Raw genomic sequence first — 21,754 nt, 5'->3', positions numbered from 1 at the left:
AGGGTTTCTGAATTTGGTCGGTGATAGAGGATTCGAACCTCCGACCCCTTCGTCCCGAACGAAGTGCGCTACCAGGCTGCGCCAATCACCGAATGCGGGCGCATCTTACTGCTCAGGCGCACGCCCGTCAATCCCTTAGTCGCAAAATACAATTCAATCGGCGAGAAAGTCGGCAGACAACCTACTTCGCGGCGACTTTCTGCGCATCGGGAATATGGCACCAGTTGTTGTTCTGGTTAATGCCGCCATTCGGCGATGTATACCCCAGGCAGCCCATTATCGTATCGTATAGCTCCACATGACGACGCGGCACTTTGATCTCCGCCTGCTGTTTCAGGTGAGCGAACATCTGCGCATGTTGCGGACTGGCAAGATATTTATCCGACATCCATACCAGCATCGGAACACGGAATTGCTCCGGCGGCGCCATATTGCGCGGCGTACCGTGCAAATGTTCGCGTTCGTTAATCGACTCGCCGTGGTCAGCCGCGTAGAACACAATCGCTTTTTTATCACGTAGCTGATCGAACACACTGGTAATAAAGTGATCCACATAGGTCACGGAGTTATCGTAAGAGTTGATCATCTGCGCTTTCGTGCAGCCGCTATCGACCCCAATACATTCGGGCTTCCACTGAGCGTAGCTGCGCGGATAACGTTGCGTATAGTTAAAATGCGACCCCTTAGTATGCAGGATAATCAGATGCTTACCCTCAGGATTCTGGGCAAGCGAGTTCTGCATCTCATCAATCAACAGCATGTCATCAACCGTTTTACCGCGGTTACGCGGCTCGGCGCCGATCTGCTCGCGGTAGGAGATATTATCCGCCATGGTATTGCTATAGAACCACATCTCGCTCTGCATGGCGTACAGATCGGAACTGAATCCGAGCTGTTTGAGTACGGCAAAAACATTCTGCTCTTTTAACGTACGCTGCGGGTTATTATCCGCCCCGCCTTCCCGTACAAACATACAGCGTAAAGAAAGCTTCGTCGCGGTATCGCAGGAATAGCCGCGGAACGCCGCCAGATTTTTTTCCTGCGCCAGCTTCGGCGTGGTATTACGCTCGTAGCCGAAAATCCCCATGTGATCCCAACGGGTCGTCTCACCGATAATGAAAACAACGTAGGTGTCATCCCCATCCTTCGGCGCAACATAGGTAAATTTCCTGGCCGGGTTTATTAACGAATTATTGTCCGACGACTCATCTACCTGCGCCCAGGCATACAGCCCTAACGCAGATAACCAGTTTGAAGGCAGATAGGAGTTCGCCACCACGCCGCCATAGCTGGGTAAGTCGATACCTGTCGCCCGTTCAACCTTTTTTTGCTGTACATCCAGCAGGCGGATAGGCGCCCACACCATTACGCCTGCGAGTACCACTACAGCGGCGCTGCGAAAACGCTGCCCCGGCGTACGTAGCTGGCGCAACAACGTGTAGCGACAGTGGTTACTCCAGATAAAGATGAGCGGAAGCACGCTCACGGCAATCAGCCACAATACGAAGTGCAGCCCCACCACCTCTTTCGAAAGATCGATATCGGTGGTCATAACAGACGCAATAATGCCGTAGCCAATCACCACGTTCAGGAAGGTCATGTAATAACTGGCGCCAGCGGAAAACAGCACCACCAGCGTGGCCAGCACGCGCCAGACGCGTCGGCCAAACAGTGAAAGAAGACGAAGTAAGAAGAAAGTGACCAGCACCGTGGCGCCAAGTTCGACAACTGCGGAGAGGCCTTTCCAAATGGTAAATTCTTGCGCATAACTGCCGAAACGGCGGTAAAACACGGCGCAATTCATAAACAGACCGATATAGAGCGCAAGCAAGAAACTAAGTTTCTGTTGCGTCATCGATTTAATGTATCTCATGCAAACAAACCCTGGGAATCGGGATAAAAACGACCTGTACAACGATTCTTTAATCAAACAGGTAAATATGCGTCTAACGCAGATGTGAGAAAGTCTACCAGCGCGGCTAAGTAGACCACAGGAAGCGCAAAAAGTGTCTATAGAGAATGTGATTGACCTATATATTTTTGTAAATATATAGACAGGGTATTAGCTGAACTTCTAATAAGTCCAGGTGGCGGTTTATCCTGTTAAAACCTGGCACTCACCCCCAGGGTATACAAATAATCACTATCCGTAGCGCTGTTTTCCGCCTGGGAAAACGCCGCATACGCTGCCAGGTGCGGGTTAAGTAACACGTCCGCGCCTACGGTGACATCCAGCCAGTTTCCCGCCTGATTTCCTGCGGTCATACGACTCAACCCGGACTGCGCTTTCCAGATATTTTCCCCAAACTGTTGGTTATAGCTGATTTGCGCCCAGGGACGGACATCGCCGAACTGCGAGTTTACCCGCCAGCCTAACGTACTGACGCTGGCGTGCCATAACGGATCGGTAAACGCTAATGTCGTCGCGCTATCGCCATATTCGTTATACATTGATGACGTCGAACCGTCGTAATGCAGCGCCGCGACCGGCCCAGTGGTCACGCGTCGGGAAAGCGGAAAATTCCAGCCCATACTGATACCGCTGGTCGCATCAAGCGGGGTTTCATCCGCCAGGCTAAGCACCGGCCCCACCGTATTTTGCGTAGACTGAATACGTTCGGCCAGTATGTCGTTGTAATTCGGTTGGTGATCGCTGTCCCAGGTATAGCGTTCCGTCGTATGCCCCGGAGCCGCTTCAGCGATATATTCTTGTTGCCAGGCATACGTGGTATTGATAAAAAACGAGCAGGCCATAAGGCCCGCCAGACAACGCAATGTCCGGCGACCACGGCGTTTTCTTACAATCATCAACGCGACTCCAGAGTAGAGCCGAATTCGGCGATATTATTGTCATTGAATGAAGGATGTCGGGCATCAGCCCTGTATTAACTATTGTCCTTTTAGCGGGCCCGTCAAGGCGGGTTGAAGGAAATTTTCGCGGTAACCACAATAACGAGGAAGTCTATGCAGCGTTGCGACTGGGTCAGCCAGGACCCCCTTTATATTGCCTATCATGATAACGAGTGGGGCGTACCGGAAACCGATAGCAGAAAGCTGTTTGAAATGATCTGTCTTGAAGGTCAACAGGCCGGTTTATCCTGGATCACCGTGCTTAAAAAGAGAGAGAACTATCGCGCCTGTTTTCATCAGTTTGACCCGGTACGCATCGCAGCTATGCAGGAGGAGGAGGTTGAACGCCTGCTGCAGAACACGGGCATCATACGACATCGCGGTAAAATTCAGGCCATTATCAGTAACGCCCGCGCCTGGCTTGCGATGGAGCAAAACGGCGAGTCTTTCGCCGATTTTGTCTGGTCATTCGTTGATGGCCAGCCGCAGATCACCCAGGCGGCCAGCCTGGATAAGATCCCTACCTCAACACCTGCGTCCGATGCGCTTGCTAAGGCATTGAAAAAACGCGGTTTCAAGTTTGTCGGTACGACTATCTGTTACTCCTTTATGCAGGCGTGCGGACTGGTCAACGACCATATTACCGGCTGTTTTTGCCATCCGGGAGAAAAACATGATTCGCAAATCCCAGAGTGAAGACATGGCGTCTATTCTGGCGCTGTGGATGAAAAGTACCATTTATGCCCATCCCTTTATCGAAGAACGTTACTGGCACGAGAGCGAAGCAATTGTACGCGACGTCTATTTACCCGCCGCGCAAACCTGGGTATGGGAGGAAAATGGACAACTGAAAGGCTTCGTCAGCGTACTGGAAGCCCGTTTTGTCGGGGCGCTGTTTGTCGCCCCCGACGCGTTAAGACACGGCATTGGCAAAGCGCTTCTGGAATATGTCCAGCAACGTTTTCCTCTGCTGAACCTTGAGGTTTACCAGAAAAATCAATCCGCCGTAAACTTCTACCATGCGCTTGGTTTTCGTATTGAAGATAGCGCCTGGCAGGAGGATACCGCCCACCCCACCTGGATTATGAGTTGGCAGGCGGATCAAACGCCGTAAGCGGTAGCGCCGGGCCGGTATATTTCTCAAACCAGACCAGCGCGGTGTTGCCCGCACAACCGTTCCCCAGCCGGGAACTGGGAAGATCTTTTGTCAGGACGTTTACCGCGCCGTTTTTGCATATGCCGCCTGCGGTAGGTTCAGGGTCCGGCCATGCGCCTTCGTGAATACAGATAACGCCAGGCCGAATTCCGTCGGTAACGACCGCGCCCGCCAGAACCTGCCCGCGATGATTCCAGACGCGTACCGTATCGCCATCGACGATTCCACGCGTTGTCGCATCCTGCGGATGAATCGTCACCGGTTCGCGTCCGGCTACCGCATACCGCTCCCGTAATGAACTGTAGTTGAGCTGGCTATGCAGACGATGCGCCGGATGCGCGGAAAGTAGCTGAACCTGTCCCGCATCGGCGTTCCCGTGCCACTCATCCGGCACCAGCCACATCGGATGACCGGGACAATCCGCGTAACCATAGCTGGCAATGCGCGCAGAATAGATTTCGATTTTGCCGCTGGCCGTTTTTAGCGGATGGTTATCAGGATCGCGGCGAAAATCCGCGAAGCGCACAAACTGCGCGTTGGCGGGATTTTCCGGCATCTCCAGTAAACGGTTAGCCTGCCAGAATGCGGCAAACGGCGGCAGCGTCACCCCCTGGCTGGCGCCACGCTGGGCGGCAATATTGTAGAAAGTCTCCAGCCACGCCAGCTCGCTTTTTCCTTCGGTGAACCGAGCGTAACCACCGGCTTCCCACCGTTCGCTCAGTTCAGCAAAAACGTCAAAATCATTCCGCGCCTCCCACCGGGGCGACACGACCTGCTTCATCGGCGCCAAATGCTGATTGCTATAGTCGCCGGTCATGGTTAAATCGTTGCGCTCATAGCTGGTGGTCGCAGGCAGAACAATATCCGCGTGTTTCGCGGCGGCCGTCCAGAAACATTCCGAGATAACGACCAGTTCCGGTTTTTGCCACGCGCGAATCAGACGGTTGGTATCCTGATGATGGGTAAAGTTCGCGCCGCCCGCCCACCAGATAAAACGAATATCCGGGAAGCGGCGATCCATCCCATTGTGTTGGTAAAACCCACCGGGGTTTTCCAGCGCCTCGACAATACGCGCCACCGGTATTTTATCTACCGCATCGACCCCGCCAGGGATGCTTCCCTGCATCGAGGCTAACACGGCGGCGCGGCGCGTCGGGTTTCCGCCGTTAGCAAAATGATAAGAAAAACCAAACCCGCCGCCAGGCGTACCAATTTGCCCCAGCATTGCGGCCAGAGTAACGATCATCCAGTGCTTTTGCTCGCCGAACTGCTGACGCTGCATTCCCCAACCAGCCATCAACATGGTGGTGTTATGATGAAATATTTCCGCCAGTTCGCGGATTTTCACCGCAGAAACGCCGCAAATTTCTGCCGCCCATTCCGCTGTTTTGGCCGTACCGTCGGTCGTGCCCAAAAGATAGTCGGCGAAGCGGTCATAACCCGTCGTGCAGCGGGCAAGGAACGCTTCATCCTGCCAACCGTTTTCCACCAGCGTATGGGCGATTCCCAACATTAACGCCACATCGGTGCCCATATGTGGGGCGATCCACTCCATCTTATCGCCAAAAAAGTCGACGCTTTCCGATCGCATCGGATCGATGCAGATCAGGCGCTTGCCGCTTTGTCGCAACGCCGCAAAATAGTCGAGCCCCTGTTCATCCGAGGCATTCCAGGCAATTTTCAGAGTATTCAGCGGGTTCGCGCTCCAGAGCACCACCACCTCGCTGTGTTCCAGCACCACCGGCCAGCTAGTCTGCTGCTGGTAAACCTCGTTGCCACCCACCACATAAGGCATGATAGCCTGCGCCGCGCCGGTGGAATAATCGCCAAGATGGCCGGTATACCCTCCCGCCAGCGCCATGTAACGCTGCAATAGCGTAGCCGCTTTATGCAATACGCCGTTCGAACGCCAACCGTAGGAGCCGGCGAAGATGGACGATGGCCCATAACTTTCGCGAATACGTTTGTGCTGAGCATGGATCAGATCCAGCGCGTCATCCCAACTTACGCGAACAAACTCATCCTGCCCGCGTATGCCTTGCGGCTTATCGGGGGAAGCCAGGAACCCTTTACGCACCATCGGGAAGCGAACCCGCGTTTTGCTGTGTACCTGGTCATGCACAACGGTTTGCAGGGAGTTTTGGTGTGCCGTCGGGAGTTCGCCATACGAGGCAAAAATGCGTTCTCCGTCGGTTTCAACGCGGACTGGCCCCCAGTGTGCGGCGGTCAATACCGAATGACGCGATGGTGCGTGGGTCAAGGTTCGCTCCTGAATTATTGGGATTATTTATTTTGCCGATCAATGTTACTTACAAATTTCAGAGTTTTCCCTGGAATTTTCTTCATGTGCAGACGTCATAATCAACCGCCACGGTCGCTGTGGTAAAAATAAAAAAGTGATAAGGATTTAAGATGAAAAAACGTGTATTTGTGATTGCTGCCATCGTGAGCGGCGCCCTGGCAGTATCTGGCTGCACAACAAACCCTTACACCGGCGAACGCGAAGCAGGTAAATCCGGCATTGGCGCGGGTATTGGATCGCTGGTCGGCGCAGGCATCGGCGCGCTCTCCTCCTCCAAAAAAGATCGCGGTAAAGGCGCGCTGATTGGCGCGGCGGCTGGCGCGGCGCTGGGCGGCGGCGTGGGTTACTACATGGACGTACAGGAAGCGAAACTGCGTGACAAAATGCGGGGCACAGGCGTTAGCGTGACGCGAAGCGGCGATAATATCATTCTGAATATGCCGAATAATGTCACCTTCGACAGCAGCAGCGCGACGCTGAAACCGGCAGGCGCTAACACGCTGACCGGCGTGGCGATGGTGCTGAAAGAGTATCCCAAGACCGCCGTCAATGTGGTGGGCTACACCGACAGTACCGGTAGCCACGATCTGAATATGCGTCTGTCGCAGCAGCGTGCTGACTCCGTCGCCAGTTCGCTGATCACCCAGGGCGTCGACGCCAGCCGTATCCGTACCAGCGGAATGGGTCCGGCGAACCCGATCGCCAGCAACAGTACGGCAGAAGGTAAAGCGCAAAACCGCCGCGTCGAAATTACCTTGAGTCCATTGCAGTAAACTACCGTACCGGGTAAGGCGGCATGCTTTACCCGGCCTGCATTATTCCCTCGCCAGACCGGATACACCTCGCATTACTCGGTATTCATTCATTATTTACCACGACACGGCTGCCGACAGCGGGGAAATTGGCTGGTCGATGATGGCTAAACGGGTTAATAATAAGCCTGTTCCGGTTGGCGCATGCCGCGCTTACCTTTTGATTTACGGAGAGTCGCATGAAGCCGTCCATCATTCTCTACAAAACCCTGCCTGATGATTTGCTGCATCGCCTGGAGGCGCATTTTACCGTCACCCAGGTACCGAACCTGCATCCGGAAACGGTAGCGCGACACGCGCAGGCATTTGCCAGCGCGCAAGGCCTTCTGGGCGCCAGCGAAACCGTTAACCGCGCGCTGCTGGAAAAAATGCCGGCGCTACGCGCGGCGTCGACCATCTCGGTGGGATACGATAATGTCGAAGTGGACGCCCTTACTGCCCGCAAAATAGTCCTGATGCACACGCCTGCCGTTTTGACGGAAACCGTTGCCGATACAGTGATGGCGTTGATGCTGACCACTGCCCGCCGCGTGGTGGACGTCGCAGAACGGGTTAAAGCGGGTGAATGGACGGAAAGCATTGGCCCGGCGTGGTTTGGCGTCGATGTGCATCACAAAACACTCGGTATCGTTGGGATGGGGCGTATCGGGATGGCGCTGGCGCAGCGAGCGCACTTTGGGTTTACCATGCCGGTTCTCTATCACGCTCGTCGGCGGCATCAGGAGGCGGAAGACCGGTTTAACGCCCGCTACTGCGATCTGGATACGCTGTTGCAGGAGGCTGATTTTGTCTGCGTGATCCTGCCGCTAACGGCAGAAACGCGACATCTGTTTGGCGCAACACAGTTTGCCAGAATGAAATCGTCCGCCATTTTTATTAATGCCGGACGCGGTCCGGTGGTCGATGAAAACGCGCTGATTGCCGCGCTGCAAAACGGTGAAATATATGCGGCAGGTCTGGATGTCTTTGAACATGAACCGCTATCCGTGGATTCGCCCCTGCTGAACATGTCTAATGTCGTCGCGGTGCCGCATATTGGCTCGGCAACGCATGAGACGCGCTACAACATGATGGCCTGTGCGGTGGATAATTTGATTGATGCGCTGCAGGGAAAAATAGAGAAGAACTGCGTCAACCCGCAGGCGGCGGGATAGCGCTACAGGCCCGATAAGCGCTGGCTTGCGCTTATCGGGCAGACTGTCATTACTGGGTTGCGTTTACCGCCGCCGTCCAGGCCTGATTAAACGCCTGATGCTGCGAGGCCAACGGCCCAATCAGCGCATTATATTGGCTGGCCTGCTGTGAGGTCGGGAACTGAATGCCGTTCGCGACAAAGCTCACCTGCTCACCCTGTTGCGCAATATAATCGCCCACTTGTACCAACTGCTGCGTAAAGATCTGCGCCGCCGGGATCAGCGGCTGCAAAGCATCTGCCGGCACGGTGACCACTTTTTTGTAGACCTGATCAAACACAGGTTTCAGGTCATCGGCCTGCTTTAACGCGCCATGCGCGGCATCAGCCTGCAGTTTTGCATTCTGCAACTGTTGCGCCAGCACGCCTAACGAACCATTTGCCTGCCGCAGCGGCTCGCGTTGCGTCATATAATCCTGCGGAACGCGGATGGCGTTAACGCTATCGACCACCGGGCGCAGACCGGAATCCATCGCCTGGTTTACCTGCTGCGAGTAGCCATACAGTATCGCGTAATCAGACACGAACGGACCAAACTGTTTTTTCTGATCGGCCGTCAGCGTTGGTAAACGCTCTCCGCTACGCATTGCTGTATTCTGCAGGAAATCGACAAACGCTTTGCGCTGATCGCCTTCTTTATCAAAACACCCGCTCAGGCTAAACACCATTAATAACGCCACAACAGGCGCAAACCAGCGAGAGCAGGACTTACCTGTCGCCATTGTTAATACTCCTTTCACCCAAAAATGCGCACAACGACACCTGCGTGCCTGACGGCTTACAAGGATAGTCCAGGTCAGGCTTGCAGGATACCCTTTCCACACGATCTTGTAGCGGAAAATTATGTTTATCTGCATCAATGCTTAATTTGTTATTTTATTGTTAATTTTTGACCTGACACTGCGATAAAAAACGTGGCAAGAAAGCTTTCCAGCGGGGGATGTAATATTTTTTTAATCTTTACAATTATTTTCTGAAAGACGGATATACCTTCCTGGATCAAATTGTTAGCGTCCTAAAAGTCGCGTAGCGTAAGGCATCGAAACGAATTGATAGCGCTTCCTGGCGGCGCGTCGCCCCCCACCCGCAAGTTTCCCGACTATTCTTAAGAGGCTTCGATGCACTTCACGATCCCGCTGTGTGATTTACAGGAGTTCTCAATGGAATATAAAGATCCGATGTTTGAGCTGCTGAGCAGCCTGGAACAAATTGTTTTTAAAGATGAAACGCGAAAGATCACCCTGACGCAAAAACCCAATCCTTTTACCGAATTTGAACAGTTACGGAGAGGGACGGGACTAAAAACAGATGAATTCGCCAGAGCGCTGGGCGTAACGGTTGCCATGGTTCAGGAATGGGAATCGAAACGCGAAAAACCCACGCCAGCAGAGCTTAAATTGATGCGCCTGATACAGGCAAACCCACGCTTAAGTAAGCAATTGATGGAGTAATTTTACCCCTTTCTGTTTTAACGGTCCTGCATAAGGACCGTTTTCCCCGCCCGATTCCTGACCTGGAGAAATAAAGTAAAATAAAAGTTGCATCGCCCGGCATTACATGAGTTAATGTGCTCAACGGTTTGACGTACAGACCATTAAAGCAGTTTAGTAAGGCAAGTCCCTTCAAGAGTTATCCATTAGATACCCCTCGTAGTGCGCATTTCCTTAACGCTTAAAAAATCTGTAAAGCACGCCATAACGCCGAAAGGCACACTTATTTTTTAAAAGGTAATACACTATGTCCGGTAAAATGACTGGTATCGTAAAATGGTTCAACGCTGATAAAGGCTTCGGCTTTATTACTCCTGATGACGGTTCTAAAGACGTGTTCGTACACTTCTCCGCTATTCAGAACGATGGTTACAAATCTCTGGACGAAGGTCAGAAAGTTTCCTTCACCATCGAAAGCGGCGCTAAAGGCCCGGCAGCTGGTAACGTAACCAGCCTGTAAGCTTAAAAAGCTCAGAATTTTGAATCCCTGCCTGATGGCGGGGATTTTTTTATTCCAATTCCCCCCTCTCCCCCCAGCATAACTTTGCATTACTTTACCCTGCGTCCCTTTGACCTTTCCCTTAGGGGAACCCCTATAGTAGGTAAGGAGATTGTTCACAAGGAATTGAAGTTATGTCGAAATCATCATGGTTATTACTTTTGGGTTTATGCGCCAGCGGCTCCGCGCTTGCGGCATCCTCAGAATCCGCTTTTCTGGCGCAACATGGGCTGGCGGGAAAAACGGTTGAGCAGATCGTGGATACGATTGATCAGACGCCGCAGAGCCGTCCTTTGCCTTACTCCGCGTCGATTACCAGTACCGAACTCAAATTATCTGACGGAGAGCAGATTTATACGCTGCCGTTAGGCGACAAATTCTATCTCTCTTTTGCGCCCTATGAATGGCGGACACACCCCTGTTTTAACCACAGCCTTTCCGGCTGTCAGGGAGAAATGCCGAATAAACCGTTCACTGTAAAAGTGACAGACAGTAAAGGCGCTGTCATCGTACAAAAAGAGATGCAAAGCTATCGAAACGGATTTATCGGTGTTTGGCTACCGCGCAATATGGAAGGGACGCTCGAAGTAAGCTACAACGGTAAAACGGCGTCACATGCCATTGCCACCAGAGATGACAGCCAGACCTGTCTGACGGAATTACCATTACGTTAAAAATAAAAAAACCTGCCCGAAAGCAGGTTTTTTTTATTTAACTGAACGCTTATTGCAGTAACGAAATATCCGCAACCTGCAGGAACAGTTCGCGAAGTTTCGACAACAGCGTAAGGCGGTTGATACGGATATCTTTCTCTTCCGCGTTAACCATGACATTTTCGAAGAATTCATCCACCGGCGCGCGCAGAGCAGCCAGCTCAATCAACGCTTCCTGATAACGACCATCGGCAAAGTATGGCTGAAGCTTATCACGCAGCACAACCAGATGTCTGGCCAACTCAATTTCCGCCGCTTCTTTCAGTACGGAGGCGTGGACGATATCGTTCAGCGGCTCAGTGGCTTTCGCCAGGATGTTGGAGACGCGCTTGTTCGCCGCCGCCAGCGCAGAGGCTTCTTCCAGGGTGCGGAAATGAGACACCGCCTTCATGCGGGCATCAAAATCTGCCGGACGGGTCGGACGACGCGCCAGTACCGCCTGGATGGTGTCGACGGTGTAACCTTCATCCTGATACCAGGCGCGGAAGCGACCCAGCATAAAGTCGATCACATCATCGACTACGTTGGCATTGGTCAGCTTGTCGCCATACAGACGCGCCGCTTCTTCAGTCAGCGTTTGCAGATCAAGGTTGAGGTTCTTCTCAACGATAATACGCAGCACGCCCAGCGCGGCACGACGCAGCGCAAACGGGTCTTTGTCGCCTTTCGGATGCTGACCAATACCGAAGATACCCGCCAGAGTGTCCATCTTATCGGCGATCGCCAGCGCGCAGGCCACCGGGTTAGACGGCAGGTCATCACCGGCAAAGCGCGGCTGATACTGCTCGTTAAGCGCCACAGCCACATCTTCCGCTTCACCATCGTGACGCGCGTAGTGCATCCCCATCACGCCCTGGGTGTCGGTGAACTCGAAGACCATGTTGGTCATCAGGTCGCACTTGGAGAGCAGGCCCGCACGAGTGGCGTGGTTGACGTCAGCGCCAATCTGACCGGCAATCCAGCCCGCCAGCGCCTGAATACGGTCGGTCTTGTCGCGCAGCGTGCCCAGTTGTTGCTGGAACAGCACGGTTTGCAGACGCGGCAGATGGTCTTCCAGACGTTTTTTACGGTCGGTATTGAAGAAGAATTCAGCATCTGCCAGACGCGGACGCACCACTTTCTCGTTACCGGAGATAATCTGGGTCGGATCTTTCGACTCGATGTTGGCGACGAAGATAAAGTTTGGCAGCAGCTTGCCCGCGTTGTCATAAACCGGGAAATACTTCTGGTCGCCCTTCATGGTGTACACCAGCGCTTCGGCAGGCACGGCGAGGAATTTCTCTTCGAATTTCGCCGTCAATACCACCGGCCATTCCACCAGCGAAGCTACTTCTTCCAGCAGGCTTTCGCTCAGGTCGGCATTACCGCCAATCTTACGTGCTGCTTCTTCAGCGTCCGCTTTGATTTTGGCTTTACGCGCTTCGTAGTCGGCAATGACTTTACCGCGCTCCAGCAGAATTTGCGGGTACTGGTCAGCATTGTCGATAGTGAACTCCAGCTCACCCATAAAGCGGTGGCCGCGAATGACGCGGTCAGACTGAATACCCAGAATAGTCGCCGGAATGACCTTATCGCCCAACAGCAGGGTCACGGTGTGCACCGGACGCACGAAGTGTACGTCAGACGCGCCCCAGCGCATCAGTTTCGGGATCGGTAGTTTCGCCAGCGAGGTGGCTACCATGTTCGGCACCAGCGCTTCGGTACTTTCGCCCTTCACGTGGGCACGATACAGCAGCCATTCGCCTTTGTCGGTCTTCAGACGCTCGGCCTGATCAACGGTGATCCCGCAGCCGCGCGCCCAGCCTTCTGCCGCTTTGCTCGGTTTGCCTTCGGCGTCGAACGCCTGAGCAATCGCCGGACCACGTTTTTCGACTTCGCGATCGGGCTGCGATTCAGCAAGATTCGCCACTTTCAGCGCCAGACGACGCGGGGCGGCAAACCATTCAACGTTACCGTGCGCGAGGCCGGCGTTATCCAGCTCCGCAGTGAAGTTCGCAGCAAAGGACTCAGCCAAACTGCGCAGTGCTTTTGGTGGCAGCTCTTCAGTGCCGATTTCCACCAGAAAAGTTTTCTCAGACATGGCCGCCTCTTACTTGTCTTTGTTGCACATCGGGAAGCCGAGGGCTTCACGGGAAGCATAATAAGCCTCTGCCACTGCTTTGGTCAGGGTGCGAATACGCAAAATGTAGCGCTGACGTTCGGTGACGGAGATAGCTTTACGCGCATCCAGCAGGTTGAAGCTATGGGCGGCTTTCAGAATACGCTCGTAGGCCGGCAGCGGCAGCGGGTTTTCCAGCGCCAGCAGCTGCTGGGCTTCTTTCTCATACTGCTCGAAGCAGGTGAATAAGAAATCCACATCGGCGTATTCAAAGTTATAGGTGGACTGCTCCACTTCGTTTTGATGGAACACGTCGCCGTAGGTGGTTTTACCCAGCGGGCCATCGCTCCAGACCAGGTCGTAAACGCTGTCCACGCCCTGGATATACATCGCCAGACGTTCCAGACCGTAGGTGATTTCACCGGTCACCGGCTTGCACTCCAGGCCGCCGACCTGCTGGAAGTAGGTGAACTGCGTCACTTCCATGCCATTCAGCCACACTTCCCAGCCGAGTCCCCAGGCACCCAGCGTCGGGTTCTCCCAGTTATCTTCCACGAAACGGATGTCGTGAATGGTCGGGTCCATACCCAGCTCTTTCAGAGAACCGAGGTACAGCTCCTGAATATTCTCCGGAGACGGTTTAATCACTACCTGGAACTGATAGTAGTGCTGTAAGCGGTTCGGGTTTTCGCCGTAGCGGCCATCGGTCGGACGACGAGAAGGCTGCACATAGGCAGTCGCCATCGGCTCTGGCCCCAGCGCGCGCAGGCAGGTCATTGGATGAGAAGTTCCCGCGCCGACTTCCATGTCCAATGGTTGAACAATGGTGCAGCCCTGGCGAGCCCAGTAATCCTGTAAGGTCAGGATCAAGCCCTGGAAGGTCCTGGTATCAAACTTTTGCATATTATTTCGTGCTGGATACGTGTGGATTTAAAGGAAGGAGCCAGTATACCCGCTGGATGCGAGATATACAGTATGAAACCGGTTTGTTTAGCGAAAATTGCCGGATTTCGCGGCATCACACCTCACCAGGCGCGGCTTTTACCGCATAGAAAGATGTAAAAACTGCCCATCTGCATCAAAAGAGCAGACAAAACTCTCTTTACGGAAGGTATTACCCCGCATCTCATAGCTCCCCTGAAACTGTTCGAAACCGGTAACAGCAATTTTCTGTGCGCCAGTATTGTAACGCTGCGCCGCCTGAGCTTTACACAATGCTTCCATATCCAGCGTGCGTGTTGGGCTCACTTTACTCTGCTGGGCTTTTTGCGTCGGTGGCGGTGTCGCTGTGCATCCCACCAGAGCGATGGCTATCATCACAGAACAGAAATACTTCATTATCATTTTTATTACCGTCTGGTTTGCTGGTCAGTCTTATTATTAAGGTTTGTGGGTAGCAGACACATTGTGCGAATCTCCTTACGCCATCACAAGATGTAGCGTAGAAAGTCGGATTTTTCCAGTGAGCCACCGCGCTGGAACTCTATTGAAACGAAAGCTGAGGAACTGATGCAGCCTAAAATTAACTGGATTGATAACCTGCGAGGGATCGCCTGTTTAATGGTAGTGATGATCCATACTACAACGTGGTACATCACCAACGCCCACAGCGTCAGCCCGCTAAACTGGGATATTGCGAATGTCCTGAATTCGGCTTCGCGCGTTAGCGTTCCTCTGTTTTTTATGATTTCAGGCTATCTTTTTTTTGGCGAGCGCTGCGCGCAACCGCGGCATTTTTTACGTATCGCCCTGTGCCTTATCTTTTACAGCGTTGTCGCCCTGGCTTACATTTCACTTTTTACTTCGATCAACGTCGAGCTTTCGCTAAAAAATGTGCTGCAAAAACCCGTGTTTTACCACCTGTGGTTTTTCTTTGCGATTGCGGTGATCTACCTGGTATCGCCATTAATCCAGGTAAAAAACGTGAGCGGCAAAATGCTCCTGATGCTGATGGTGATCATTGGTATTATTGCTAACCCAAATACTGTGCCGCAAAAAATCGGCGGCGTTGAATGGTTGCCCATCAATCTGTATATCAGCGGCGACACGTTCTACTACATTCTCTACGGTATCCTGGGCCGCGCCATTGGAATGATGGAGACGCAAAAGCCATCGCTGACGCTTATCTGCACTGCCCTGTTCATCATCGCGGTATTTGTTATTTCTCGCGGCACATTGCATGAATTACGCTGGCGCGGAAATTTTGCCGATACCTGGTATCTGTATTGCGGTCCCATGGTGTTTATTTGCGCCGTCTCACTGTTCACGGTAGTTAAAAATAAGCTGAATGCGCGGACGTTACCTGGACTGGGGCTTATCTCCCGCCACTCGCTGGGTATTTATGGTTTCCACGCGCTGATTATCCATGCGCTACGTACTAATGGTCTGGAGTTAAAACGTTGGCCGCCGTTAGACATCGTGTGGGTTTTTGCCGCGACGGTGACAGGAAGCCTGCTACTTTCCATGCTGTTACAGCGTATTGATAAACGGAAATGGGTTAGCTAAACGACAATGATGGCTCCGGCCATCATTCATCATCACTGTAGGAAGCGTAAAGATCGGTTCCATATATACTGACCCCCAGCGCCACCAGACACAGTATTTTCAGCGCGCCCGCCAGCGCCAGGTTAAATACGCCGACCGCGACCATGCCGATGCCAAGCAACAGCAAAGATTTGCAACGAGAAAGCAAGCGGCCATTTCCCGTGTGTTCCTGGCGAATTAAGACTGGAAAACCACACATGACGATTGCCGCAAAAAAATATCCCTTTTCGCTTAATGTATGACAGCCTGGCCACAGTCCCACCAGGTATACCACTGCACCGACAACTAACATTCCCAGGCCGAATATCCGTTTCCTGCGCGCAACGTGATCGTCCATCTCACTCTCCTTGTGGTTGTGTGAGACACATTAAGCGAAGAAATAGCGATGAAAAAGGCGCCTGCTCAGCAATAATATAAAAATCAGAAAACACACATACTTACTTCGATATAATTCAATAGAATTAATATTTACGGGAAATGCCTTTCAGCCAAAACCGAAAGGCATTCTGACTTATGACATCAACGGCAACAGCTGCTGATAGAGTCGACGGAAGGTTTCACGACGTTGTTGATAAACCGCATGACGCTGCGCATCGGGATAATGCGCCTGCTCCAGCGGCAACTGCGGCAATACATCGGCGAGCGGAGTCTGTTTATTCACCGCAATTTGCGCCAGACGCGCCGCGCCCAGCGCTGGCCCCACATCGCCGCCAGTACGATAATCAAGCTGTAGCCCGCTAATATCAGATAGCATCTGACGCCAGTATTCGCTGCGCGCCCCGCCGCCGATAAGCGTCACGCTGGCGGGTTTGACGCCGCAGGCGTGAACCACATCCATGCCATCCGCCAGAGCATATCCCACGCCTTCCAGTACCGCCCGCGCCAGTTCCGCCGGGCCATGCTGATGGGTTAAACCAAAGAAAACGCCTTTTGCCTGCGGATTATTGTGCGGCGTGCGCTCGCCGGACAGGTACGGCAAAAACCAGATCGGATCGGTATGCTCATCCGCCAGCTGCGCGGCGGCAATCAGCGTCGGGACGTTCTTCTGCCCGGTGAGTTTAGCCGCCCAGTCCAGACAAGAGGCGGCGCTCAACATTACAGACATTAAATGCCAGCGTTCCGGCAGCGCATGGCAAAAACTGTGTACTGCGCTCTCCGGTTTACTCAGAAAGCCGTCGCTGACGGCAAAATAGACGCCCGATGTTCCAAGTGAGAGCATCGCCTGTCCGGCATCGATCATTCCTACGCCGACCGCGCCAGCCGCATTGTCGCCGCCGCCCGCCACCACAGGTACTGCTGGCATTCCCCATGCGCTGGCTACCTCTGGCAGCAACGTTCCGGTAATGTCACTACCTTCAAATAACGCTGGCATCTGCTGTCGGGTTAAATGACAGGCGTTGAGCATAACGTCGCTCCAGTCGCGCTTTTTCACGTCCAGCCACATCGTTCCCGCCGCATCCGACATATCGCTGGCAAAGACGCCCGTCATTCGCAGCCGCAGAAAATCTTTCGGCAGCAGAACTTTGTCTATCTGGCGGAAAATATCCGGTTCGTGGCGCTGCACCCAGACTAATTTGGGCGCGGTAAAACCGGGCATCATCAGATTACCGGTTATCGCACGCGACTGCGGCACCTGTTTTTCCAGCCAGGCGCACTCTTCGCTACAGCGTCCGTCATTCCATAAAATCGCTGGCCGCAGAACCTGCTGACGGCTATCAAGCAATGTCGCGCCATGCATTTGTCCGGCGATGCCCAACGCCCGGACGCCACTTAACGACTGTTGCCGACCTAAACCTTTAACCGCACGATCCGTCGCCTGCCACCACTGCTCTGGTTCCTGTTCCGACCATAAGGGATGCGGACGCGATACGGTCAGTTTTTCAGTATGCGTAGCCAGCACATCGCCCTGCTCATTCAACAGGATAGCTTTTACACCCGATGTACCAAGATCGATCCCGATATACATATTGTGGGTTCCTTTACTGAAAGCGCCCGGCAGCGCTACGCTTACCGGGCTAATCACGACTACAGGCCGGGCTAACGCGGAGTCGCCCGGTAGATAGGGTTATTTATCAAACAGATAACGGTTAACCAGATTTTCTAACAGCTCCTGATGACCGCTTTGATGTACTGGCGCCAGATTATGCTGCTCCGCATACTGCGCCAGTTCGCCTAAGGAGAGTTGTCCTTTCAGAATCTGCTGCCCCAGCTCGCCATTCCAGCCGGCATAGCGCTTCGCCACGCGTTTATCCAGCTCGCCGTCTTCAACCATTCGCGCGGCGATTTTCAGCGACAACGCCATCGTATCCATCGCGCCGATATGACCGTAGAACAGATCGTATTTATCGGTGCTCTGGCGACGAACTTTGGCGTCGAAGTTGAGACCGCCCGTCGTGAATCCGCCCGCTTTCAGGATTTCGTACATCACCAGCGCGTTCTCTTCAACGCTAATCGGGAACTGATCGGTATCCCAGCCCAGTTGCGCATCGCCGCGGTTGGCGTCAACGGAGCCAAAAATACCCAGCGCGATAGCGGTCGCGATTTCATGGTGGAACGAATGGCCCGCCAGCGTCGCGTGGTTCGCCTCAATGTTCACTTTGATCTCTTTTTCCAGGCCGAACTGTTTGAGGAAGCCATAGACCGTTGCAACGTCATAATCATACTGATGTTTTGTCGGTTCCTGCGGTTTCGGTTCAATCAGCAGCGTGCCCTGGAAACCCATTTTATGTTTGTGCTCGACCACCATTTGCATAAAGCGGCCAATCTGTTCGCGTTCCTGGCGCAGATCGGTATTCAGCAACGTTTCATAACCTTCGCGCCCGCCCCACAGGACGTAATTTTCGCCGCCCAGTTTATGCGTGGCGTTCATTGCCGTAACCACTTGCGTCGCTGCCCAGCTAAAGACTTCCGGATCCGGGTTAGTGGCGGCGCCTGCGCCATAGCGCGGGTTGGTAAAGCAGTTCGCCGTTCCCCACAGCAGTTTTACGCCGCTCTGCTCCTGTTTCGCCGCCAGCACATCCACCATCTGCGCGAAGTTGTTTTTATATTCTTTCAACGACGCGCCTTCCGGCGACACATCCACGTCATGGAAGCAATAAAAAGGCACATTCAGTTTGTGGAAAAATTCAAACGCCACGTCCGCTTTGCGTTTCGCCAGCTCCAGCGCTTCGCCCGGTTGCTGCCACGGACGATTAAACGCGCCTACACCAAACATATCCGCGCCGTTCCAGCAGAAGGTATGCCAGTAACAGGCCGCGAAACGCAGGTGATCTTCCATACGTTTACCTAAAACCAGCTCGTCGGGATTGTAATGACGAAATGCCAGCGGGTTAGTCGATTGAGGGCCTTCATAGCGAACACGATCGAGTTGGTCAAAATAAGCCTGCATAGTGAGCTCCATAATCAGATAAGACGGCAAGTAAACGACATAACGTCATACTGGAATTTCCTGATTTATTGCTCAATTACGTTATTTCACACCGCTATTAAGAGAATCCCCAAATGTGCTCTGGCTCTCAAAAAAACGCTGAAAACCACAGAAGAAAAAAGCGATCGCGATCGAATCCTGGCAAATAAACAAAAAACCGTAATATATAGATAAGAAATGACAATTGTCATCCGCCGTTTGCTGTGATGAATTTCGCATAACGTTTCAGGCGCAAAATAATTTGTCATCATTCGCCAGACCGTTATGTCAGCCGTTTTGATAGTATCCATGAGTCCAGGTTCACTTTTGCAGGATATATCCTCATGTTTGATAAACGTCACCGCATCACTCTGTTATTTAACGCGAATAAAGCCTATGACCGTCAGGTAGTGGAGGGGGTGGGTGAGTATTTACAAGCCTCGCAATCCGAATGGGATATATTTATTGAGGAAGATTTCCGTGCCCGTATCGATAACATTAAAGAGTGGTTAGGCGACGGCGTTATTGCCGATTACGATGATGACGATATCGCGCAATTATTGGCCGATGTCGACGTACCCATTGTCGGGGTCGGCGGTTCTTACCATCTTGCTGAAAATTATCCTGCCGTTCATTACATCGCCACCGATAATCATGCGCTCGTTGAAAGCGCTTTCCTGCATTTAAAAGAAAAAGGCGTTAACCGCTTCGCGTTTTACGGTTTGCCCGACTCCAGCCGCAAACATTGGGCGGCGGAACGGGAATACGCCTTTCGCCAGCTGGTCGCCGAGGAAAAATACCGCGGCGTAGTCTATCAGGGGCTGGAAACCGCGCCGGAAAACTGGCAGCACGCGCAAAATCGCCTCGCCGACTGGCTTCAGACGCTGCCGCCGCAAACCGGCATCATTGCCGTAACGGATGCCCGCGCCCGTCACGTATTGCAGGCCTGTGAACACCTGCATATTCCGGTGCCGGAAAAACTTTGCGTTATCGGTATTGATAACGAAGAGTTAACCCGTTATCTGTCGCGCGTCGCGCTTTCCTCCGTCGCGCAGGGGGCGCGGCAAATGGGCTATCAGGCGGCGAAGCTGCTGCACCGTTTGCTGGCGCGCGAAGAGATGCCGTTACAGCGCATTCTGGTGCCGCCGGTGCGCGTCATTGCTCGCCGCTCGACAGACTATCGCTCCCTGACCGATCCGGCGGTTATCCAGGCGATGCACTTTATTCGTAACCATGCCTGTAAGGGCATTAAAGTCGAGCAAGTGCTGGACGCGGTTGGGATTTCACGTTCAAACCTGGAAAAACGTTTTAAGGAAGAAGTTGGCGAGACGATACATGCGCTGATCCACGCCGAAAAGCTGGAAAAAGCGCGTAGTTTGTTGATTTCCACCACGTTGGCGATAAACGAAATTTCGCAAATGTGCGGCTACCCGTCACTGCAATATTTCTATTCGGTGTTTAAAAAGGAGTACGTCACTACGCCTAAGGAGTATCGCGACCAGCATAGTGAAGCGTTGTTGTAGTTTATCCAGCCTACAGATGCCTTGTAAGCCGGATAGCGTAGCGCCATCCGGCACACAGAATTACATATGCGCGGCGATCAGACGCTGGTTGTCCTGGTACATCGCGAACAAGTAGTTGTTATAGCGCGACCCCTGGGTAGAGTAACCCTTCAGCTTATGAATCATCGCCGTGGCGGTGACTTCCTGATCCGCCTTACGCAGTTGGGCGCGCGACTTGCGGAAAGAAGAATAAGCCGGATGCGTGTTCAGGTTGGCGACATACGCGCTCACCGACTCCTCAACCGACGCGAATTGCGAGTAACCTTTCACCTTACCCGGCGTATTGGTACAACGCCCTTTCGTGCACTTCATGCCGAACAGGTTATTGTTGCTACGCGCCAGTTTAGAGGTTCCCCAGCCGCTTTCCGCCGCCGCCATCGTCGCCACCATGCTGGTTGGGATAATGTCGACGCGCTCCAGCAACGTATTCCACGGAATACGACGCGTGTTGCCGGACCAGCTCACTTTATAGCGCTTCGCGATATCTTTCATACGCGCGCGCTCAGACGGCGACCAGCGGTTCTGGTACTGTTTTGAGATCAGCCAATTACGGTCCGCGGTAATCGCGGCATTTTGGCTGGTGATGTAAGGCATAACGGTCCGGAGAAACGCTTTTTTTCTGGGGGTTCCGGAAGGGTATTTTCGCAAATCAGGAAGTGAACTGCTCTTTGCACTATTGCGAGAATACGCTTGTTTACTGCTAACCTGTTTATAACTTGTCTCAGTTATGTGGGACTTTTGACTCGTTTGTGTTGCGTGCGTCTTTGCCAGCACCTCACCCGAAAATGCGATGGTGAGTAACATAAGAATCATTGCCCCATATCGTCGCATGGGAGTCAATATCATTAGGTCTCCTGGTCGGATTGATACATTCCAACACCTTTTATTTTTCACGAAGTTGAGGTTTGAACCCCAAATTCTAGCAAAAATAGGCTTAAAAAGCACCTCAGGGAATAGTCTTAATCCGAAACTATGTCAAGTATTAACGATAACAGGCAGCAATAATGCCAATAAAATGTGGTGCTTATCGCAAATAGAGGCGTTTTTTTGCGCCTCGTCGCTCACCCTCGCGCCTCCTCCTGCGCGACTCTCTGCTGAGGAGGAGTTCATTCGCCTAAAAACCAGGCAAG

General features: G+C 53.0%; 20 protein-coding genes and 1 tRNA gene. 9 read left to right on the top strand and 12 right to left on the bottom strand.

The genetic code is table 11. The annotated features are described in order from the left end of the window. Positions 1-14 precede the first annotated feature (14 nt). The 3 genes from ABVN44_RS15370 to ABVN44_RS15360 all read right to left on the bottom strand — a co-directional run bounded on the left by ABVN44_RS15370 (position 15) and on the right by ABVN44_RS15360 (position 2,808). Positions 15-91: transfer RNA gene (locus ABVN44_RS15370), tRNA-Pro, on the bottom strand. A gap of 90 nt (positions 92-181) precedes the next feature. Further along, complete coding sequence (eptB, locus tag ABVN44_RS15365) at positions 182-1,873, bottom strand: kdo(2)-lipid A phosphoethanolamine 7''-transferase (RefSeq protein ID WP_023232384.1); 1,692 nt, start codon at positions 1,871-1,873, stop codon at positions 182-184. Positions 1,874-2,103: 230 nt separating this feature from the next. Next, on the bottom strand, positions 2,104-2,808 hold the full coding sequence (locus ABVN44_RS15360; protein WP_000637070.1) for an autotransporter outer membrane beta-barrel domain-containing protein: 705 nt from the start codon (positions 2,806-2,808) through the stop codon (positions 2,104-2,106). 156 nt (positions 2,809-2,964) lie between these two features. Here ABVN44_RS15360 and tag point away from each other — a divergent pair, with 156 nt between their 5' ends. Together tag and ABVN44_RS15350 are read left to right on the top strand one after the other, a co-directional pair. Beyond that, on the top strand, positions 2,965-3,546 hold the full coding sequence (gene tag / locus ABVN44_RS15355) for a DNA-3-methyladenine glycosylase I (RefSeq protein WP_001188421.1): 582 nt from the start codon (positions 2,965-2,967) through the stop codon (positions 3,544-3,546). Further along, positions 3,524-3,964 (top strand): N-acetyltransferase, encoded by a 441-nt coding sequence (locus ABVN44_RS15350; RefSeq protein ID WP_023232385.1) that lies wholly within the window; start codon positions 3,524-3,526, stop codon positions 3,962-3,964. The genes tag and ABVN44_RS15350 overlap by 23 nt, the downstream gene beginning before the upstream one ends. Here ABVN44_RS15350 and ABVN44_RS15345 read toward each other — a convergent pair. Beyond that, on the bottom strand, positions 3,933-6,266 hold the full coding sequence (locus ABVN44_RS15345; protein WP_000148455.1) for a molybdopterin guanine dinucleotide-containing S/N-oxide reductase: 2,334 nt from the start codon (positions 6,264-6,266) through the stop codon (positions 3,933-3,935). The genes ABVN44_RS15350 and ABVN44_RS15345 overlap by 32 nt on opposite strands. A gap of 152 nt (positions 6,267-6,418) precedes the next feature. On the opposite strand from ABVN44_RS15345, the gene ABVN44_RS15340 reads away from it, so the two are divergent. Together ABVN44_RS15340 and ghrB are read left to right on the top strand one after the other, a co-directional pair. Then, complete coding sequence (locus tag ABVN44_RS15340) at positions 6,419-7,081, top strand: OmpA family lipoprotein (protein WP_000747548.1); 663 nt, start codon at positions 6,419-6,421, stop codon at positions 7,079-7,081. A 218-nt stretch (positions 7,082-7,299) separates the two neighbouring features. Beyond that, positions 7,300-8,274 (top strand): glyoxylate/hydroxypyruvate reductase GhrB, encoded by a 975-nt coding sequence (ghrB, locus tag ABVN44_RS15335; protein WP_000804681.1) that lies wholly within the window; start codon positions 7,300-7,302, stop codon positions 8,272-8,274. Positions 8,275-8,323: 49 nt separating this feature from the next. On the opposite strand, the gene ABVN44_RS15330 is transcribed toward ghrB, so the two are convergent. Then, positions 8,324-9,034: a DUF3053 domain-containing protein gene (locus tag ABVN44_RS15330; RefSeq protein WP_000190524.1), complete on the bottom strand. Its 711-nt coding sequence runs from the start codon at positions 9,032-9,034 to the stop codon at positions 8,324-8,326. A 438-nt stretch (positions 9,035-9,472) separates the two neighbouring features. Here ABVN44_RS15330 and ABVN44_RS15325 point away from each other — a divergent pair, with 438 nt between their 5' ends. From ABVN44_RS15325 to cueP, 3 genes are all read left to right on the top strand, one after another. After that, entirely contained in the window at positions 9,473-9,763 is a 291-nt protein-coding gene (locus ABVN44_RS15325; protein WP_000455790.1) for an HTH-type transcriptional regulator, read from the top strand. Between the two features lie 286 nt (positions 9,764-10,049). Beyond that, on the top strand, positions 10,050-10,262 hold the full coding sequence (gene cspA / locus ABVN44_RS15320; protein ID WP_000014594.1) for an RNA chaperone/antiterminator CspA: 213 nt from the start codon (positions 10,050-10,052) through the stop codon (positions 10,260-10,262). Positions 10,263-10,435: 173 nt separating this feature from the next. Beyond that, positions 10,436-10,975 carry a copper-binding periplasmic metallochaperone CueP gene (cueP, locus tag ABVN44_RS15315; protein WP_000047148.1) on the top strand — a complete coding sequence of 180 codons (540 nt, stop codon included), beginning with the start codon at positions 10,436-10,438 and terminating at the stop codon, positions 10,973-10,975. A gap of 49 nt (positions 10,976-11,024) precedes the next feature. On the opposite strand, the gene glyS is transcribed toward cueP, so the two are convergent. The 3 genes from glyS to ABVN44_RS15300 form a co-directional block, all read right to left on the bottom strand. Next, a complete protein-coding gene (glyS, locus tag ABVN44_RS15310) occupies positions 11,025-13,094 on the bottom strand; it encodes a glycine--tRNA ligase subunit beta (protein ID WP_023232386.1) in 2,070 nt (689 codons plus the stop codon). A 9-nt stretch (positions 13,095-13,103) separates the two neighbouring features. Continuing rightward, positions 13,104-14,015 carry a glycine--tRNA ligase subunit alpha gene (gene glyQ / locus ABVN44_RS15305; protein WP_001168556.1) on the bottom strand — a complete coding sequence of 304 codons (912 nt, stop codon included), beginning with the start codon at positions 14,013-14,015 and terminating at the stop codon, positions 13,104-13,106. Between the two features lie 138 nt (positions 14,016-14,153). Then, positions 14,154-14,456 carry a YsaB family lipoprotein gene (locus ABVN44_RS15300; RefSeq protein ID WP_000605590.1) on the bottom strand — a complete coding sequence of 101 codons (303 nt, stop codon included), beginning with the start codon at positions 14,454-14,456 and terminating at the stop codon, positions 14,154-14,156. 165 nt (positions 14,457-14,621) lie between these two features. Here ABVN44_RS15300 and ABVN44_RS15295 point away from each other — a divergent pair, with 165 nt between their 5' ends. After that, on the top strand, positions 14,622-15,617 hold the full coding sequence (locus ABVN44_RS15295) for an acyltransferase (protein WP_001182582.1): 996 nt from the start codon (positions 14,622-14,624) through the stop codon (positions 15,615-15,617). 22 nt (positions 15,618-15,639) lie between these two features. On the opposite strand, the gene ABVN44_RS15290 is transcribed toward ABVN44_RS15295, so the two are convergent. The 3 genes from ABVN44_RS15290 to xylA form a co-directional block, all read right to left on the bottom strand. Then, positions 15,640-15,993 carry a YiaA/YiaB family protein gene (locus ABVN44_RS15290; protein WP_000340935.1) on the bottom strand — a complete coding sequence of 118 codons (354 nt, stop codon included), beginning with the start codon at positions 15,991-15,993 and terminating at the stop codon, positions 15,640-15,642. Between the two features lie 174 nt (positions 15,994-16,167). Continuing rightward, positions 16,168-17,622, bottom strand: a complete 1,455-nt coding sequence (gene xylB / locus ABVN44_RS15285) for a xylulokinase (RefSeq protein ID WP_000275322.1) — start codon at positions 17,620-17,622, stop codon at positions 16,168-16,170. A gap of 99 nt (positions 17,623-17,721) precedes the next feature. Then, a complete protein-coding gene (gene xylA / locus ABVN44_RS15280) occupies positions 17,722-19,044 on the bottom strand; it encodes a xylose isomerase (protein WP_001149561.1) in 1,323 nt (440 codons plus the stop codon). Between the two features lie 362 nt (positions 19,045-19,406). Between xylA and xylR the strand changes: the two genes are divergently transcribed. Beyond that, a complete protein-coding gene (gene xylR / locus ABVN44_RS15275) occupies positions 19,407-20,585 on the top strand; it encodes a D-xylose utilization transcriptional activator XylR (protein ID WP_000459824.1) in 1,179 nt (392 codons plus the stop codon). Positions 20,586-20,645: 60 nt separating this feature from the next. On the opposite strand, the gene ABVN44_RS15270 is transcribed toward xylR, so the two are convergent. Beyond that, a complete protein-coding gene (locus ABVN44_RS15270; protein WP_063054212.1) occupies positions 20,646-21,470 on the bottom strand; it encodes a protein bax in 825 nt (274 codons plus the stop codon). Positions 21,471-21,754 lie beyond the last annotated feature (284 nt).

This window comes from Salmonella sp. SJTUF15570 (assembly GCF_043357055.1).
Taxonomy (GTDB): Bacteria; Pseudomonadota; Gammaproteobacteria; order Enterobacterales; family Enterobacteriaceae; genus Salmonella; species Salmonella enterica.
Note: the sequence above shows the minus strand (reverse complement) of the source record. Positions and strands in the feature narration are given on the sequence as shown.